18 protein-coding genes, 1 rRNA gene and 1 riboswitch are annotated in these 17979 nt (G+C 47.0%); of the genes, 6 read left to right on the top strand and 13 right to left on the bottom strand.

The annotated features are described in order from the left end of the window. Positions 1-5: 5 nt before the first annotated feature. From R7P80_RS23705 to R7P80_RS23690, 4 genes are all read right to left on the bottom strand, one after another. A complete protein-coding gene (locus R7P80_RS23705; protein ID WP_005374312.1) occupies positions 6-473 on the bottom strand; it encodes an HAD family hydrolase in 468 nt (155 codons plus the stop codon). A gap of 119 nt (positions 474-592) precedes the next feature. Next, complete coding sequence (locus R7P80_RS23700) at positions 593-1063, bottom strand: GNAT family N-acetyltransferase (RefSeq protein ID WP_213870805.1); 471 nt, start codon at positions 1061-1063, stop codon at positions 593-595. Between the two features lies 1 nt (position 1064). After that, positions 1065-1796: a glucose 1-dehydrogenase gene (locus R7P80_RS23695; RefSeq protein ID WP_017821007.1), complete on the bottom strand. Its 732-nt coding sequence runs from the start codon at positions 1794-1796 to the stop codon at positions 1065-1067. A 9-nt stretch (positions 1797-1805) separates the two neighbouring features. After that, on the bottom strand, positions 1806-2321 hold the full coding sequence (locus R7P80_RS23690; RefSeq protein WP_005374306.1) for a GNAT family N-acetyltransferase: 516 nt from the start codon (positions 2319-2321) through the stop codon (positions 1806-1808). A gap of 270 nt (positions 2322-2591) precedes the next feature. Between R7P80_RS23690 and R7P80_RS23685 the strand changes: the two genes are divergently transcribed. Together R7P80_RS23685 and R7P80_RS23680 are read left to right on the top strand one after the other, a co-directional pair. Then, a complete protein-coding gene (locus R7P80_RS23685; RefSeq protein WP_053304006.1) occupies positions 2592-3686 on the top strand; it encodes a NapC/NirT family cytochrome c in 1095 nt (364 codons plus the stop codon). A gap of 22 nt (positions 3687-3708) precedes the next feature. Next, the gene (locus R7P80_RS23680; protein WP_225491990.1) at positions 3709-6156 is read left to right on the top strand and encodes a trimethylamine-N-oxide reductase 2; all 2448 of its coding nucleotides are present in this window, start codon (positions 3709-3711) and stop codon (positions 6154-6156) included. Between the two features lie 70 nt (positions 6157-6226). Here the strand turns inward: R7P80_RS23680 and R7P80_RS23675 are convergent, their stop codons facing one another. From R7P80_RS23675 to thiD, 8 genes are all read right to left on the bottom strand, one after another. Next, positions 6227-6952 (bottom strand): phosphatase PAP2 family protein, encoded by a 726-nt coding sequence (locus R7P80_RS23675; protein WP_053304008.1) that lies wholly within the window; start codon positions 6950-6952, stop codon positions 6227-6229. Positions 6953-7162: 210 nt separating this feature from the next. Next, positions 7163-7777 (bottom strand): thiamine phosphate synthase, encoded by a 615-nt coding sequence (thiE, locus tag R7P80_RS23670; RefSeq protein ID WP_225491989.1) that lies wholly within the window; start codon positions 7775-7777, stop codon positions 7163-7165. 61 nt (positions 7778-7838) lie between these two features. Further along, complete coding sequence (gene thiM, locus R7P80_RS23665; protein WP_005374295.1) at positions 7839-8630, bottom strand: hydroxyethylthiazole kinase; 792 nt, start codon at positions 8628-8630, stop codon at positions 7839-7841. A 12-nt stretch (positions 8631-8642) separates the two neighbouring features. After that, positions 8643-9311 carry a thiaminase II gene (gene tenA / locus R7P80_RS23660; protein ID WP_005374294.1) on the bottom strand — a complete coding sequence of 223 codons (669 nt, stop codon included), beginning with the start codon at positions 9309-9311 and terminating at the stop codon, positions 8643-8645. A 54-nt stretch (positions 9312-9365) separates the two neighbouring features. After that, positions 9366-10316 carry an ABC transporter substrate-binding protein gene (locus tag R7P80_RS23655; RefSeq protein WP_005374293.1) on the bottom strand — a complete coding sequence of 317 codons (951 nt, stop codon included), beginning with the start codon at positions 10314-10316 and terminating at the stop codon, positions 9366-9368. Positions 10317-10363: 47 nt separating this feature from the next. Further along, the gene (locus R7P80_RS23650; RefSeq protein WP_225491988.1) at positions 10364-11164 is read right to left on the bottom strand and encodes an ABC transporter permease; all 801 of its coding nucleotides are present in this window, start codon (positions 11162-11164) and stop codon (positions 10364-10366) included. Further along, positions 11157-11912: an ABC transporter ATP-binding protein gene (locus R7P80_RS23645; protein WP_225491987.1), complete on the bottom strand. Its 756-nt coding sequence runs from the start codon at positions 11910-11912 to the stop codon at positions 11157-11159. Before R7P80_RS23645 ends, R7P80_RS23650 begins: the two co-directional genes overlap by 8 nt. Continuing rightward, positions 11902-12759: a bifunctional hydroxymethylpyrimidine kinase/phosphomethylpyrimidine kinase gene (gene thiD, locus R7P80_RS23640; protein ID WP_005383329.1), complete on the bottom strand. Its 858-nt coding sequence runs from the start codon at positions 12757-12759 to the stop codon at positions 11902-11904. Before thiD ends, R7P80_RS23645 begins: the two co-directional genes overlap by 11 nt. A 97-nt stretch (positions 12760-12856) precedes the next feature. Next, positions 12857-12964: riboswitch (TPP riboswitch) on the bottom strand. Positions 12965-13275: 311 nt separating this feature from the next. Between thiD and R7P80_RS23635 the strand changes: the two genes are divergently transcribed. Continuing rightward, positions 13276-14661, top strand: coding sequence for a TldD/PmbA family protein (locus R7P80_RS23635; RefSeq protein WP_054575238.1), 1386 nt, complete (start codon positions 13276-13278; stop codon positions 14659-14661). Next, positions 14661-16004: a TldD/PmbA family protein gene (locus R7P80_RS23630; RefSeq protein ID WP_054575237.1), complete on the top strand. Its 1344-nt coding sequence runs from the start codon at positions 14661-14663 to the stop codon at positions 16002-16004. Before R7P80_RS23635 ends, R7P80_RS23630 begins: the two co-directional genes overlap by 1 nt. A gap of 78 nt (positions 16005-16082) precedes the next feature. On the opposite strand, the gene trmY is transcribed toward R7P80_RS23630, so the two are convergent. Beyond that, positions 16083-16682 (bottom strand): tRNA (pseudouridine(54)-N(1))-methyltransferase TrmY, encoded by a 600-nt coding sequence (gene trmY / locus R7P80_RS23625; RefSeq protein ID WP_017634347.1) that lies wholly within the window; start codon positions 16680-16682, stop codon positions 16083-16085. A 158-nt stretch (positions 16683-16840) separates the two neighbouring features. Here trmY and R7P80_RS23620 point away from each other — a divergent pair, with 158 nt between their 5' ends. Both R7P80_RS23620 and R7P80_RS23615 read left to right on the top strand, forming a co-directional pair. Beyond that, positions 16841-17365 carry a DUF3087 domain-containing protein gene (locus R7P80_RS23620; protein WP_170893875.1) on the top strand — a complete coding sequence of 175 codons (525 nt, stop codon included), beginning with the start codon at positions 16841-16843 and terminating at the stop codon, positions 17363-17365. 539 nt (positions 17366-17904) lie between these two features. Continuing rightward, positions 17905-17979: ribosomal RNA gene (locus R7P80_RS23615) — 16S ribosomal RNA — on the top strand; the annotation flags it as partial.

Genomic DNA, 17979 nt, shown 5'->3' with positions numbered 1-17979 from the left:
AACGGTTAGGGGATAAGCTCAGATAAACAACGAATTTGGTTAGGAATGGCTTCGGCTGGTGCATCAGCGCCCGTTGGGTTAAACCAAATTGTGTTTACGCCCGCTTTCATCGCAGGGTAAATATCTTTGTGAGGTAAATCGCCAACCATGGTTATTCCACTCACGTTAACCCCTAACTGTTTTGCGATGGCGAGATAAAACTCAGGTTGGTTTTTAGCGATGCCGAGGTTGGCAAAACAAAAATAGCCATTTAAGTATTGGTCTAAGTCGACGCGAACAAATGCACGCTGAACCTCTTCCATGTTGGAATCAGATGCACTGGTCGCAATGTAGATGGGATGATTTTGGGAAAGTATTGCCAGTGTTTCTCTGGCTTGAGGAACTGCTTCTACGTGTTCCCAATCGCACATTTTTCCTTGTGCGTGAGGGAAATCTACCATCAAGGTGTTCCCCCAATCGAAAAGATAAATCATGTTCGAATCTCCTTATCCGCACATCATATCGTCTTTTTCTAAAATCAGGGGGGTAAATTGCATTGATAAATGCGATTTAGGTGGGTTTAGTCGTGAAAAGCGCTTAATTGTCGTTATCGTTACAAATGTTTCAGCATAATGCGTGAGTTAGTTTTAAAACCTTGATTATCGTAAAAGCGCTGTGCTGGCTGATTGAATTCCATCACTTCCAATCGAATTTGTGTGGCATTGGCATCGCGCGCCCATTGCTCACAGGCTTGGAGCAGTTGGCGGCCGATTCCTTGCTGCTTTTGCGCTTCATCGACAACAATTGTTCCCACGCGACAAATTGGGTCTTTGATCAGAAAACTGATGGTGTCGTTTTGGGTGATCATCGCGGTTAAGAAGCCGAGAATTTGCTGTTCGCGTTCGGCAATCAAAAAGAGTCGCTCTTTGTTCTCTAGTGCTTGTGCAAGAAATTCGCGGTCAGCTTCTGAAGGCGCAACAAAGGCTTCTGGCGCATTCGCAAAATGCAGTGAATTAATTTGAAAATTAAGCTGAAAAATTCCGTCTAAATCATCGGGAATCGCTTGTCGGATATGGACTTGCATTCTATCTGCCCCCTGCAATATCGATAAATGATCCTGTGACATAAGAGGCTTCGTCACTTAATAGCCAAGCGATCGCATTTGCCACTTCTTCTACCGTGCCACCGCGTTTAAGAGGAATTTGAGGGCTGAGTCTATCTACTCGGTTTGGTTCTCCGCCGTCGGCATGCATATCAGTGTAAATGAAACCAGGTCGAACGCCATTGACGCGAATATTGCGCTCTGCCAACTCTAGCGAGAGCCCTTTAGTTAAGGTATCCATCGCGCCTTTTGATGTGGCGTAATCGACATACTCAAATGGCGCGCCTGAGCGCGACGCTCCAGAGGAGACATTCACAATTGCACCGCCTGCACTGAATCGCCTCGCCGCTTCTCGACAGCAGAGAAAACAGCTATTCACATTGGTGTTCATTACTTTCTGAAAGCGTTCCAAGCTAATTTCTGACAAAGGCGATTGAGTAAATAGGATGCCAACGTTGTTGACCAAGTGCGTCACTGCACCAAATTCACGCTCTGTTTCATCAAACAAGGAGAGCACTTGCTTCTCATCGGCTACGTCTGCGGCGATGGCAATCGCTTTGCCACCGTTTGCTTGTATTTCTGCCACAACTTGGTCGGCGGCCTCTTGCTGAGTGCGGTAATTAACGCAAACGCGATAGCCTTGCTCGGCCAGCTTTTTCGCCGCTGCGGCTCCAATACCTCGGCTTGCGCCGGTAATGATGACTACTTTATTCAAAATACGTCCTTATTTATGTAGTGAGTAGATTTTATCGGCGTAGGGTTTGCCACCAATTTGGTATGCGTCTGGAATGACCTCAATGAGTTCGAAACCACATTTTATCAGGACACGTTCTGACGCAATATTGCCTTCAGTGACCGTCGCGGAAAAGTGGTTGATGTTATGTGTCGAGGTTGCCCAGTATAGAAGCGCTTGAAGAGTTTCTGTTCCAAACTGTTGGCCATGAAATTCCGGCAAAAGTAAGTAACCTACCTCTGCCTTACCGTTTTCAATAGCAAAGCCAGTGATGCCGATGGGTTGTTCAGATTGCTTATCGAGTATTACAAGGCAAAGCCAATGCTGGCAATTTGGGGTCCATGGTAATAATCGCGAAGCAAATTTTTCTCTTATTTCTGTTTCGCTGGGACGATCGAAACAGAGCGCAATAACCTCTTGTTCGGAGAGTAATCGTTGAAAGAGTTCCCAGTCACTGGCTTTGATGGGTCTTAATTGGCTTCTGTGCGTCTCGATATAAACTGACATGCGTGTCCTTACTGCATCAATGTGGAGATTCAGTCTCTCATCCTCTTATCTGTTTAATCAAATAGTTGCATTCATAAAAGTGATTTATGTGGTGAATAGTTGGCTGGGTAATGGATTATTGCCATATATTCATCTTTGAGATGCAAATAACAAAATTTCATACTTGAGGCATACAGAGCAACACGGAAATGATGTGGATCAAGAGAGGACTACCCATAAAGTAGTAATTTGCGACCTATAATTACATTTTATTTGGAAGTGTTGCTAATTATGTCAATAAAAAAACGATATGTTGCACTGCTGGTTGCTGCCGGCATTGGTGTGGGCTGGTTAACTTTGGGGGGGAGTGCGGTAGTAATGCATTACACCTCAGATACTGAATTTTGTCTCTCGTGCCACTCTATGGAAACCCCTTACAAAGAGTACCAAGGCTCAGTGCACTTCAGTAATGCGAAAGGCATTCGCGCGGAATGTTCTGACTGTCATATTCCTCAAGAACCAATGGATTACCTGATCACCAAAATTCGCGCGTCGAAAGATATCTACCATGAATTTGTGACAGGTAAGATCGACACGCCAGAGAAATATGAAGCACATCGTAAAGATATGGCTGAAACGGTATGGGCTCAGTTCCGTGAAAATGATTCAGCGACGTGTCGTTCGTGTCATGATTTCGATGCAATGGAAGAGTTTGAGCAATCACGTGATGCGGCGAAGATGCACGCTTACGCGAAAGCAAACGATCAAACGTGTATCGATTGTCATAAAGGTGTGGCGCACTTTGCACCAGAAGCAGAGCTAGACAGCAAGGCATTTGAAACGTTGATGAGCTTCACCACAAAAACATCACCTGGTGCCAAAGTCGTTTACCCTGTGACTGAAATCGCAATGGGTGAGATGGGTAAAATTAACCCAACGACGAAGTTGGAAGTAATCAGCTCTGAAGGCGACAACCGCACTGTTAAGTTGAACGCATTCCAAATGAAAGGCGCAGAGCAAGTGCTTTACATGGGAGAAGGTCAACGTGCCATCGTAGCAACGCTAACAGAGCAAGGCCAACAAGCGCTTGAAACTGGTGAATTTGAGGCAGATGTTTACGGCAACGAATGGCGCGCGGTTTCTCTAACAGGTGCTATTGATTCTCCAGTTGTAGACACGCTTGAACCCGTATGGTCATACGCAGAAGAATTGGACAACGTTTACTGTGCAACTTGTCACGCGAAAATTCCTTCAAATCACTTCACAGTGAATGCATGGGGACCGGTAGCGAAAAGTATGGGTGATCGAACTGATATTTCAGCCGAGAACCTAGAAATTCTAACCAAGTTCTTCCAGCACCACGCGAAAGATGTGGTTGGTCACTAACGATAAATAGAAGGATAAGATTATGACTAATATGACCCGTCGCGGATTTCTAAAAGGCACTGGTATGGCGGCTGGTGCAATGGCATTCACTTCATTTGCACCTATGTCTGTTGCTTCTTCTAATGCTCGCGGCAAAGGCATTCTAACGGCGGGCCGCATGGGCCCAATGCTGTGTGAAGTGCAAGACGGTAAGCTGGTTTCAACCACGAATGCATTGCCACAAACGGTATCAAACAGCCTACAAAGCACCGGTCCTGACCAAGTGCACACTAAAGCGCGTGTGAAGTACCCAATGGTACGTAAAGGCTACTTGGCAAACCCATCGTCGCCAGAAGGTGTGCGCGGTAGTGATGAGTTTGTGCGTGTGTCTTGGGATGAGGCTTACAAGCTGATCCACGAACAGCACATGCGAATTCGCAAAGAATATGGCCCGGCTTCTGTGTTTGCAGGCTCTTACGGCTGGCGTTCAAGTGGCGTTCTGCACAAAGCACAAACCTTGCTGCAACGTTACATGAGCATGGCGGGTGGCTATTCAGGCCACTTGGGTGACTACTCAACGGGTGCTGCGCAGATCATCATGCCGCACGTTGTGGGCTCTATCGAAGTGTACGAGCAACAAACCACGTACCCAGTGGTATTAGAGCACAGCGATGTGGTTGTGCTTTGGGGCTTAAACCCAATCAACACTCTAAAAATCGCGTGGAGCTCAACAGACTGTGCTGGTCTTGAATTCTTCCATCAATTGAAAAAATCAGGCAAGACGGTTATTGCGATTGACCCAATTCGTTCTGAAACCATCGAGTTCTTTGGCGAGAATGCGGAGTGGATTGCTCCTCACCCAATGACCGACGTGGCAATGATGATGGGTATCGCACACACCTTGGTGAAACAAGGTAAGCACGATAAAGCCTTCCTCGATAAATACACCGCAGGTTACGACAAGTTTGAAGCGTACCTGATGGGCGAAGAAGACGGCGTAGAAAAATCAGCAGAATGGGCATCACAAATCTGTGGCGTACCTGCGAAGCAACTTGAGCTACTGGCTGACATCTTCAGTAAAAACCGCACCATGCTGATGGCGGGTTGGGGCATGCAGCGCCAACAATACGGTGAGCAGCGTCACTGGATGCTGGTTACACTGGCAACGATGTTGGGTCAGATCGGTTTACCGGGCGGTGGTTTTGGTTTCTCTTACCACTACTCAAACGGTGGTAACCCTGCTCGTGATGCTGGCGTGCTTCCTGCGATTTCGGCATCACTGGGTGGTGGCTCTTCTGCGGGTAACGACTGGGCGGTGTCTGGCGCGGTGCAAAGCTTCCCTGTGGCGCGTATTGTCGAGGCGTTGGAAAACCCAGGTCAATCCTACCATCATAACGGTCATGAACTGACGTTCCCGGACATCAAGATGATTTGGTGGGCAGGTGGTGCGAACTTTACTCATCACCAAGACACCAACCGCTTGATTAAAGCGTGGCAAAAGCCTGAACTGATCGTGATTTCAGAGCCTTACTGGACGGCGGCTGCGAAGCATGCGGACATCGTTCTGCCAATCACCACATCGTTTGAGCGTAACGACTTAACGATGACAGGTGACTACAGTAACCAACACTTGGTGCCAATGAAGCAAGTGATTGAGCCGCAAGGTGAAGCGCGTAATGACTTCGATGTATTCGCGGACATGGCAGAGATACTAGCACCGGGTGGCCGTGATGTGTACACCGAAGGCAAAACTGAAATGGAATGGCTGTACGGCTTCTACAAGGCGGCGCAACAAGGTGGCCGTGGCTCTCGCGTAGCAATGCCGAACTTCAGCAAGTTCTGGGAAGATAACCAACTGATCGAGATGAAGTGGAACGAGAAGAACGCACAGTATGTTCGTTACGCGGATTTCCGTGAAGACCCGATCATGAATCCACTCGGTACACCAAGTGGTAAGATCGAAATCTTCTCGAAAACCATTGAAGGTTACCAGTTGGAAGACTGTCCTCCACACCCAACGTGGATGGCACCAACCGAGTACACGGGTACTGCGAAAGATGGCGAGTTGCAGTTAATGACCGCGCACGCAGCACATCGTCTACACAGCCAGTTTAACTACGCGAAGATTCGCGAAGAGTACGCAATTGCAAACCGTGAACCTATTTGGATTCACCCTGAAGATGCGAAAGCGCGTGGTATTAAAACGGGCGATCTAGTTCGTGCGTTTAACAACCGTGGCCAAGTATTGGTTGGCGCGGAAGTGACTGACCGAATCAAGCAAGGTTCAGTATGTATTCATGAAGGCGGTTGGCCGGATTTGGATCCGAAAACCGGCATTTGTAAGAACGGCGGTTGTAACGTGTTAACGTTGGATATTCCGACCTCTCGACTTGCAAACGGCTGTGCGGCGAACTCGGCACTGGTTCGTATTGAAAAATACACTGGCCCAGAATTAGAACTAACAGCGTTTGAACCACCAAAAAATGGCTAGAAAAAAGTAGCGCTTGAAAGCAAGAAGCCAGCGAATCGCTGGCTTCTTTTTTATCTAGTAATCGCTCATATTAGCGCGAAGCGAGAGAAACAAACGGCATCTGTTTCTTAATTTGAAATGTCGGGAATAAAGTAAATACAATCGCGACAAACAAGACTGAGCCTATTAAATCTTCAGGGCGATGCATGCCCAACCATAAGCGGCTATATGCGACGCTCATTCCCCACATCCATAATGACAGTGCAGAGATATAGCACTTGTTCTGTAAGAACAACCCGCCAAAGAAAGCCAAACAAATCGAAACGAAAATCGTATGGCCGGATGGGAAAGAATAGTCTTTTTCACCTTGCCAGTGGCGAGTGCGCCATTCGCTGACTTTCTCAGAAATCTGCCCAATCACATTCGCTTGCTGAGCGGTTTCTAGTTGATAAAACGCTTCTGGATGTTCAATTAATTGTTCTGCAGCAAGCAATTCGGTGTAGGGACGTGGGCTTTCTGTCATTAGCTTCAAGCCTGTTTTGCTGGCAAAACCAATCACAAGTAACAACCCTAACATTGAGAGTTTTTGCATCCACTCAATGCGACTTGGTTTAAAGCGAAATAAAGAAAGCAGTAGTAGTGTTAACGTAATTAAAAAGCCTTTGCTACCAGCAGAATCTGTGAGCAAAGTAAAAGTAATACCCAGACTTTCAGGCACCTGTGAAGTGAGATTGTGATAAGAGCCAAACAGCGACATTGGGATGATGCCAAGAACAAACAAGGCGAGCATCATCAATCCATATTTTTTGGTTTTCATTGAGAGCGTTTTGTTTTTATTGAGGGTTATTCAACCACGTGAAAATAAGGGGCTTATCTTACGTTATCTGGCGTGAAAAACTTATCAACGCTCTGTCAATTCGAGCGTGAAAGTGATATTGCAGCTCTTCGTTGTGAAAGGAGAGGTTGTTGAAAGTACTGAAAGGCAAACGCGCTCATCCATAAGCGCTTTGTTCAGGCGTGAGCAAGGTTAGCTCATCAACCCTAATAAATATTCCGATGCGGCTTTTGGATCTTCTGCGTGGCAAATCGCTGAAACCAAAGCTAAGCCGTGAACACCAGTGGCGCTAAGCTGTGGAATGTTACTTTCGTTAATGCCGCCAATGGCAACAATCGGCAGTGAAGTCGTCTCTAACGCCATTTTCAAACCATCAATACCCCAATGTTTTTTTGTGTTGGTTTTGGTCGGCGTCGCGAAGATTGCGCTCAAGCCGATGTAATCAATCGGAAGAGAGTCCGCTTCTGCAAGCTGCTCTTCATTTTCGATGGATAAGCCGAGGATTTTGTTTGGTCCAATCAACTCACGAGCGATAGTTGCGGGCATGTCTGATTGCCCGAGGTGAACCCCATCGGCATCAACTGCCAGTGCAACATCAACGCGGTCATTGATGATCAAAGGCACATTGGTATCTTTAAGGATGTCTTTCACGGCTTGAGCACGTTCGATAAACGCACGCACATCGCCGTGTTTTTCGCGGACTTGTACCATGGTCACGCCACCTTCCACGGCTTTTCTCACAACACGCTTTAGTGTGGCTAAATCTTGTTGGTCATCGGTGACCAAATATAAACGATAGGCGTTCATTTTGTTTCCTTTGGGCCTCTCATCTACAGGGAGTGAGAGGCCGGTATTTGTTAGAGAAAGCTTAACTCACTTGGAGTTTTAGGCGTTTTGCCAGTGTTTCTTCATCCAGTTGGTAAAGCTCATCCAACAGGTTCATTTGCAGACTGCCTGGCCCTCGCGCTTGCTCAGCCGCAATTTCACCCACAACGCCCAGTACCGCCGCGGCAGCAAGTCCGGAGTGATCACCAACAGCAGCGAAAGCACCCGTCAGTGCCGTTAGTGTGCAGCCCATTCCGGTTACGTATGGCATCATCTCGTGACCGTTGTTTAGCTGCACAGTTTGCTCTTTCGTGATGATGTAATCAGTCTCGCCAGAAATCACCACACTTGCACCATACTCTGAAACTAAGAAGTTCGCTGCGCCAAGTGCTGCGTCGCTGCTGTCTAACGCATCGACGCCTTTGCTTTGTGCTTGTTCGCCAGCGAGACCGATGATTTCTGAGGCGTTACCACGAATGATCAACTTGTCGGCAAGGCGTGCGATCTCACGTGATGTCTCGGTACGTAGTGAGCTTGCTCCGCAACCGACAGGGTCGAGTACAACGATTTTACCGTTGGCATTGGCTTGCTCTACGGCATAGCTCATGCGCGGTGTCCAAACGCTGTCTAGGGTACCGATGTTGATAACCAGTGCGCCAGCGAACGACATCATCTCTGCCATCTCTTGTTTGGAGTGCGCCATGATTGGAGAAGCGCCGATCGCTAATAGTGCGTTTGCTGTGTTATTCATCACCACGTAGTTAGTGATGTTGACGACTAACGGCTTTTGCTGGCGTACTGCGGTTAATGCTTGGGTGATTTGTTCAATTAACATGAGACTCTCCGATTAATCTTGCTGAGCGTTCAGACCTTGTTGCCAGAATGCTACTTCCATACGCGTTGCGGTTTTGAATACCTGAATCAGGTTTTGACCGCGCTGGCTGTTGATATCAATTTCTGCTAGCAACTGATTAAAGTGTTCTGCCCCTTTTGCGACACCAGATTGGAATTCCTCACCACCGTAGAGGTTGATCCAACTTGCATATGGGTTGCCTTCGATTACGGTCTTTTCATCTTCAATCAGCACCTTACCGATTACGGCATAACCGATGGAGCATGGCGCTAGTGCCGCGTATAGATCAACAAGATCGCCCGTCATGCCAGCATCTAATACGTAACGGGTGTAAGCCACAGTGCCGAAATCTTCTGGCTCGTTTTCTAAGTCGGATTCTGTCAGTCCCCATTGCTCACAGTAAGTCACGTGGTGGGCGATTTCAGAATCGAGCAATGCGTGTACGCTTGGTAGGGCACGGCGCATGTCATCCAAAGTACGTGCTTTGTAGATCGCTAATGCGTAAGCTCGTGCGTACTGCTTTAGGAAAAGAAAATCCTGCTTTAGGTAATGCAGAAAACAAGGCTGAGCCAGAGTGCCTTGCGCCAATTGCTGCACGAAAGCATGCTCAGTGTATTCTTGCCAATCTTGGCGGCAAGCGTCGATCAAATCTTGGTATTTCATTATGAGTATCTCGTTATCAAAAGACCCTAGGCTTAGATCCTAAGGTCAGTAGAATTAGTCAAAGCTCGGTACGTAATCTTTCGCTTTTGGCAGTGTTTCGATGATGTTTTGTGAATACATGAACTGCGCATAATCATCGTAGCGTTTCAGATCTACTGCGGATGGACGAAGAGCGAAACGAGTTAGCGTGTCGTTCCAAGCGCGTTGGTTAAGCTCGTTGTTGAGCGTGTCTGGTGAATAAGCCACGAACTCTTTCCACGACTCTTTTGGATGGTTAACGATGTAAGTGGTCGCTTGCTCTAGTGCTTTGTTGAATGCCTTGATGGCTTCTTTGTCGTAGTTTTTTGCATTGGCTACGAAGACTAACTCGTCATACGCTGGCACGCCGTGTTCTTCAGGGAAGAAGGCCTTAGCTTTATAACCTTCTAGTGCCAGTTGGTTGGTTTCGAAGTTACGTAGACCGCCCCAAATCGCATCCACCTTGCCAGACGCAAGAGACGAAGACAGCGCCCAACCTACGTTGATGATTTGTACGTCAGAAAACTTCACGTTTTCTTGCGCTAGCATGGTGCCGATTGTCGCTTCTTCGTTGCCTGCGATCGCAATACCGATCTTCTTGCCTTTCAAGTCGCCAAGGTTTTCATTCTTACCGTTATCCAGCACCATCAACGTGTTGAGTGGCGTAGCAATCAAAGTCGCAGAGCGGATTAGTGGCAAACCCGCCGCGACATCGATAGTTAGGCTTGGTTGGTAAGAAATCGCCATGTCGACTTTACCCGCCGCGACCAACTTAGGTGGCGTGCTTGGATCTGCCGGCTCTTGAATGTTGACCTTCAAACCTTGTTCTTTGAAGTAACCACGCTCTTTGGCAATCACGATAGGACCATGATTTGGGTTGACGAACCAATCCAACATCAGTGTCATCTCTTTTTCTGCTGCAAGCACATTGGTTGATACCACTGAAGCGAGTAGAGCAGCAGCGCTCATAAGTTTGTTTTTATTCACGGGGTTCTTCCTTTTCTTTCCCAATTTTCTTTGGTTATTTTCTGTAATTACTTGCTTTCCCAAGGGATGGCATTTTTCAATAATTTATCGGTGATGAAGTAGAGTGAGATAGACAGCACGGCTAGGATAAACAGCGCCGCAAACATCTCATCAATGATCATGCGAGCATTAGCTTGGAGCATCAGATAACCCAAGCCTTCACTTGAACCTACCCACTCACCGACCACTGCTCCAATCGGCGCAATAACGACGGCAACACGAATGCCTGAGGCTAAAGTTGGTAGGGCGGCTGGCAATTGAATATGACGAAGTAACTGCCATTTAGACGCGCCCATGGTCTTGGCAAGGTCGAGGTAACCTGTTGGTGTATTACGTAAGCCGTCGTAGCAACATGTGGTGACGGGGAAAAAGATGATGATCGCCGCCATGACGACTTTCGATGCAATGCCGTAACCCAGCCAAAGCATGAGTACTGGCGCGATGGCGAACACAGGGATCGCTTGGCTAGCAATCAGAATAGGCAGTAACCAACGCTTCAGCGGCTCGAACATCAGCATTTGCAATGCGAACAGCAAACCCATCGATAATCCAAGCGCCAAACCAAGTAAGATCTCTTGCGCAGTAACCCAAGTATGTTTGAGCAGGACATCGTAACGAGTGACCAATCTATCCAGCACTTCAATTGGTGAAGGTAAGATGAAGCTTGGCATATCGAATATCACCACGACCAACTGCCACAATCCCAAGATCACCGCCGTGCTGATGACCAAACGGAGAGCCGGATGGGTCACGCGTTCTTTTTTACTAATACGTGCCGAAACGGAGTTGTACTGAGTCATATCACTCATAGTCTTTCTCCAATTGATCCAAAATCGCCTGTTGTAGCGCTGCGCACTCTCCATCGAGAACTCGTGGCGGCTTGGAGTCTGGAACGACCAAGTGCTGAGCTTGCGCAGGTGTGCCTTGCAACACATAGAGTTGGTGAGCTAATCGCACCGCTTCTTGTGGGTCGTGGGTAATAAGAACAACCGTCTTGTCTTTCAGTAATTCGGCAGACAAGGTTTGCAACTTATGGCGAGTAACCGCGTCCAGTGCAGAGAAAGGCTCATCCATCAGAACTAGAGGTTTGTCTTGCATCAGAGTGCGAGCAAGGGCAACACGCTGTCTCATGCCGCCAGAGAGCTGAGCTGGCTTAGCATCCGGGTAATCGGCGAGTCCCACTTGGCTGAGTAAAGTCAGTGCACGTTGTCTATTTTGCTCTGGTGCTTGCTCTTGAGAAAATCGAGAACTGAGGCAGACGTTGTCTAACACATTCAACCACGGTAGCAATAAATCCTGCTGAGCCATGTAAGCGATACGGTCATGCAGTGCAGCGCCATCCGTTGTGATGAGTTCGCCATGCCAGTCAACTTGGTCATCCAGTAGGCCAGCTAAGTAACGCAATATTGTGGTTTTCCCGCAGCCACTTCGTCCGAGTAATACCGTCCATTTACCGACGGGAATGGTCATGTTCATTCCTGCTAAAGTCGGTGTTTGGCTATCTTTGTATCGCAGGCTAGCATCGGAAAGCTGAATGCCAATCGCGTTAGCGAACATAAGTATGACCCGCAAAAAAGTGGTTCACAGGGCCGTGACCTTTACCGACATCCAGTTCATCAGCGTGCGCGATAGCTTGGCTGATGTACTGCTTACCAAGGTGCACCGCTTTGTGCAGATTGTTGCCTTGGCCAAGATAAGACGCAATGGCGGAAGAAAGTGTACAGCCTGTGCCATGAGTGTTTTTGGTTGGAAATCGCTTGGCGCTAATTAACTCGGCACTGTCTTGCATGATAAGCAGATCGTTGCTGTTTTCATTTTCTTCAAGGTGACCGCCTTTGAGCAGAATAGCTTTGGCGCCAAGCGCACGAAGGTCGGTAATCATATCGTTCATTTCAGATTCTGATTGAGGCATTGGCTTACCCGTCAATGCTGCGCCTTCGGGTAGGTTAGGGGTAATGATGTCTGCGAGCGGAATCAATTCTTCTTTTAAAGTGCTGATTGCCGACTGTTCCAGTAATAGATCGCCGCTGGTGGCCACCATCACAGGGTCAATCACGAGGTGTTTTGGCTGGTATTGTTTAATTTTGTCTGCAACGACTTTGATGATGTTGGAATCTGCCAGCATGCCCACTTTGACTGCAACGATGTTGAGGTCGGTAAATACTGCATCAAGTTGGCTCTCTACATGGTCGAGAGGAATGGGGAAAATCGCAGAAACGCCTTGGGTATTTTGCGAAGTAATCGCCGTGATTACCGAGCAAGCAAAACTGCCGGTTGCGGACATCGCTTTGATGTCGGCTTGAATACCTGCACCGCCACCACTGTCTGAGCCCGCGATGGTCAATACGATAGGGGTAGGCAAGGCTGGCGTGTGATGTGAATGAGGTTGTGATTGCTGCGTCATGGTCGCTCCTACTACAAGACGTATAGGAACTGACTTTGACCGTTGCAGATAGATCGATTTTTCGATCGCTATCGCTTACCTAAGAGGGGCGACGAAAGGCAAAGTGTGCATAGTTCCCTACGTCAGTGCTAACTGAATCAGGTTCAACGGGTCTCGAATTTCGATCTCAGCCAACACTTGTCGTGTGGCCCCCCGACTATTTCGTTCGGATGATAGCAGGACCATTGCGGAAGGGATACGTTTTTTGAGCGTAATTATAATGAGTATTCAATTATGCGAGGTGAGTGATAAAGTAAGCACCTAAATGGTTTGCTGGGTGGAATTTACTAGTGCAACGCTCTGGTGAATGAGCAGAACCTGGAATATTTAATAAATAATCGTGGTCTCGTTAAGCAAGGATTAGCACAAAACAAGGTTAAAAAACTGTTAAAATTTAACGTGTTGCCAATTTAACTTTGTTGAACTTTTTCACAGTTAATTAGGAAGGCTAAGACGATCATCGAGCAAGGAGACTTCATGCTTAATTCTGTAACAGCGAAGTCAGTGATCGATCATGCACTCTTTTTGGGGGCTGATTTCGCTGAACTATTCGTTGAACATCACCAAACCAACACTGTCCAGATCGCATCTGGTGAAGTGGATAAGGTTAACTCGGGTATCGATTTTGGTATCGGTATTCGTCTTTTTTTCGGTCATAAGGTGCTTTACGGTTACACCAACAGCACAGATGAAGCCGAACTAAAGCGCGTAACCTCGCTGCTTGCTGCAAAAGACAAGCGTGAGCAAATCGCGTCAGCGGGTTCTTTGAATTTGAACCGCTACCCAATCCAACATGGTTGCCGCATGTCGCTAAGTAAGGATGCTAACCTAGATTCAAAAATCGCGTTTCTATTGAAAGTTGACCAAGCCGCACGTGCTGAGAGTGAGCATATCAGCCAGTTTATTGGCAGCGTTCTTCAGCGCGAGCAACAAGTGTCTATCTTCAACTCAGAAGGTCTACACGTTGACGATACTCGCCACTACATTCGTGTTGCTGGTAACACTGTCGCGCAAAAAGGTAATGAGCAGTCTTCTGGTATGGAAGGTCCTGGCGCTCTTGCTGGTTGGGAATTCAGTGAACAGCTTGATGCCAAAGAGCTAGGTCAAACTATCGCGCAGCAAGCGTTAGTAAAACTTGGCGCGGATGCTTGTCCATCGGGTGAAATGCCGGTGGTGATTGGTAACGGCTTTGGCGGCGTTATCTTCCATGAAGCATGTGGTCACTTGCTAGAAACCACTTCAGTTGCGAAGAAAGCATCAGTCTTCCACGACAAGATGGGCGAAATGGTTGCTCACACCGCAGTGAATGCAGTCGATGATGGCACCATGACCAACGAATGGGGCTCGATTCACATTGATGATGAAGGTATGAAGACTCAGCGCACTCAACTGATCAAAGACGGTAAGCTAACCAGCTTCATGGTCGATAAAATGGGTGGCATGAAGACAGGTTATGAGCCTACGGGTTCTGGTCGTCGTCAAAACTACAAGTTCGCACCAACCTCGCGCATGCGTAACACCTTTATCGAAGAGGGCGAGCATTCACTTAATGACATGCTGGCAGGCATCGAACGTGGTATCTATGCGAAGAAGATGGGCGGTGGCTCTGTTCAACCGGGTACGGGGGAGTTTAACTTTGCTGTTCGTGAAGCCTACCTCATTGAAAATGGCAAAATCACCAAGCCTCTGAAAACAGCAACGCTGATCAGCACGGGTCCAAAAGTGTTGAAAGAAATCAGCATGGTCGGCAAAGACATGGCGCTTGCGCCGGGCATGTGTGGTTCCGTGAGTGGTTCAGTACCAACAACTGTCGGTCAGCCAACGCTGAAAGTAGATAACATTCTGGTAGGAGGCGGTAACTAATGAGCCAAGAACAACAACTTCTTAATGCGGTTGATTACGTCCTATCAGAAGCAAAACGCCAAGGTGCAGAAGCGGACGTCATTGTAAACCGTAACAGTAGCTTTTCTTTGAAAGCGAACCAAGGAAAGCTGGATGAGTACAAAGTAAGCTCAAGCCAAGTTCTGGGTGTTCGTGTTGTGAAAGATGCGCGTGTTGCAACAAGCTATTCTGAGTCGTTAGAGCAACCAAGCTTGGATTTGATGCTGACCAACGCACTGCAAAGCGCTCGCTTTTCCAAGCAAGATGAACATCAGACGATTAGTTGCGTGAACAGTCAAATCGCGACTGATGTTGCTGAGATTGCGCAAGAAGATACAACTTCTGTTGACGAAAAAATCGAACTGTCTCTCGCTCTTGAGCAAGGCGTAGTGGCTCTGCCTCACGCCTCTAGCGCACCTTACAATGGTTACAGCGATGGCGAAACACAACTGATCATTGCCAATACTCAAGGCACATTGTGTCAACACTTCGAGCGCTCGTTCACTTGTTACGCGTATACCTTGTTTGAAAAAGACGGCAAACAGTCAATGGCGGGTAGAATGTCACTGGGTCGCCGTTTTGATGAGTTGAATCCAGCTTACTGTATCGAGGGTGGCTACAACCTTGCTCGCGATCTTCTTGAAGGCGCACCGGTTGCGACGGGTAACTACCCTGCTATCTTCCACATCAATGCGCTAGCAAGTTTATTCGGTGCTTTCGGCAGTGCTTTCTCTGGCGTAAGCGCGATGAAAGGCATTACGCCACTGGGTGACAAGCTTGGTCAACGTGTTGCGAGTGATTTAATTACCTTTACTGATACGGCTTACATGCCAAATGGTATGGCAATCGCGAGTTTTGATAGTGAAGGCTTCGCTACTCAAGATAATGTCATGATTGCTAATGGTGAGTTGAAAACCTTGCTACACAACAGCCAGACCGCAAGTTACTTGGGCGCAGTCTCGACAGCAAGTGCCGCTCGCGGTGCAAAATCGAGCCTAGACGTATCAGCGAATCACAAAGTGATTGCGACAGGCAACAGCAGTGCGTCAGAAGTAAAAGCGGGTGAGTACCTAGAGTTAGTCGAGCTTCAAGGTGTCCATTCTGGTGCGGATGCAGTGAGTGGTGATTTCTCATTTGGTGCGAGTGGCTTCTTGTGCTGTGATGGAGAGCGCGTTCAACCAGTTCGTGGGATCACGGTAGCGGGTAACTTCTACAAGATGCTGCAAGAAGTTGAGGCAGTGGGTGATACTCAGTTAATTAACGATAGCCGAACTTTCTTCTCGCCAGACGTTCGTTTTGCTCGTTTGAGCATTGGTGGTAAGTAAACTTAGCATCCCTATAGAAACAAAAAAGAGGACTCAATGGAGTCCTCTTTCATTACCTAGCAACGTGTGCGCGAATAACTAGAATTCGCGTATGTCCAACTCATTGTGGATCAATACCACACACTGAGAAGCGAAAAGCATCTTAGGACCTAAGCTGATCTTCTCTGTGCCAAGGCGCTTTAAGCTGTTAAAAGACTTTTTCGGCATCGGTATATGGTCAGTTAGCAAGAAACATGGATTTTCACCAATTTCTGCATCACGAACAAATTCGCCTTTCTTATCCAACATATATAGTTGGTGATCTTCTGCCAGCTCTTGTACTAGGCGTTCAAAGCTCACTGTACGAACGGTAATACCAGGTTCGACTTCACGAAGTTGCTCTTTACCCATACCAACCGAAGCATCCAAAGCGCGAGCCACTGCTGCAATCAAGGTTGACTCATGGAAGCCGCCAATGTTGGTGATGTCGTTGGAGCGAATAGTAATGGTGCGTGAGAAGTCTTTTGTGCTTTCCAAAACCAAGTGAACAACCACATCTTCACGGTGTGATTGAGCAACGAACATAGTGTTCATCATGGTATGAGCAAGAATCTCTGTATGCGCTTCATTACCAACACCTTCTAACAGTGCTTTGCTGGTGGTTGGCGCCGCGCGAGCTCGTAAAACAAAAGAGCGCATGAATTTAGCCTCTATATAGGAAGAGTGAATGCGCGGAAGTATATACCCAAGCAGGGAAGGGATGCGAGTTTAATAGCAAATGTTAACTTACTTACAAAGCTTCGATTGTCGTGCGGAGTGCGCTGGTTAAAATAGAGGTAACCTGTTAGGAGCGGTATATGGAAATCAAACAGATAAATAAAGACATTTATAAAAAGAAAGTAAACCTTGTGATTGGCGGTTTTGTTGCGTTGCTCGCCATCTCCTCTCTTGCCTTTAGTACCTTGTTGATTGTTTTGTTTGGCAACACTGAAGTCGTACCAGAACAATCAACGGGCAATTTCCATTGGAATTTGATTGGTGTCGTTCTCGCAGTTGCAACTTCCCTCTCTTTATTGAATCACATTAAAACTCGACCATACATGGAAGAAGTGCTGTACGTTTGGAAACTCAAGCAACTGCACAACAAAATCTTTCGTAAACTAAAAAGCATTAAAGCAGCCGCGAGCAATGACGATGTAAAAGCGCTCACTACGCTTAAGTTCTATTACACCACGCAACGCCAAGTGTTTGAGCTAGACAACAACACATTAACGATGAGCAGTGTAAATAAAGAACTAGAGGCTATCGAGCAAATCGAAGCGGCGCAATCACTGAGTCTCGATATCACAGGCTTTGAAGAGTCTTGGATAGACACATATTGATTGCCTATTTGCTACTTGAAGTTAACAACTGAGTGCTAAAAATAAGCGTTTGAGTGAGATTTAATCATTCGACGCTTTTTTTTGAATTTTTTTCTGAAAAGGGGTTGCTAAGAAAAATCATCTCCCTATAATGCGCCTCCGTTGTCAGGGCAAAGCGGAAACGCAAAAGCGGTTGGCAAGAAGGCGAAAGAAAACTTCTAAAAATTAATTTGAAAAAGTGTTTGACACTGAAAATTAATTCCTTAGAATACGCCTCCGCTTCGATAGCAAAGCTTACGAAGCAAGCTCTTTAACAATATAGACCTATCAATCTGTGTGGGCACTCGTTGATGATAATCCAATTAGATATTTCTTTCTTAACGGAAAGCGGTATCAAATTAGGTTTCAATGAAACGAAGTGACCAATCAAGTCTTCGGACTTGGCACAGTCAATTCATTATCGTTCTGTTGGAACGATAATAGCTTTAAAATTACATTAGTAGTTTTGAAGTCAGTATTCATTGAGCCTCTCCCTATTTATTTAGGGAATCAAAAACTTTAAATTGAAGAGTTTGATCATGGCTCAGATTGAACGCTGGCGGCAGGCCTAACACATGCAAGTCGAGCGGAAACGA

The organism is Vibrio sp. 2092 (assembly GCF_033339635.1).
Lineage (GTDB): Bacteria > Pseudomonadota > Gammaproteobacteria > Enterobacterales > Vibrionaceae > Vibrio > Vibrio alginolyticus.
The sequence above is the reverse complement of the archived record's forward strand: the minus strand, read 5'-3'. Positions and strand labels throughout refer to the sequence as shown.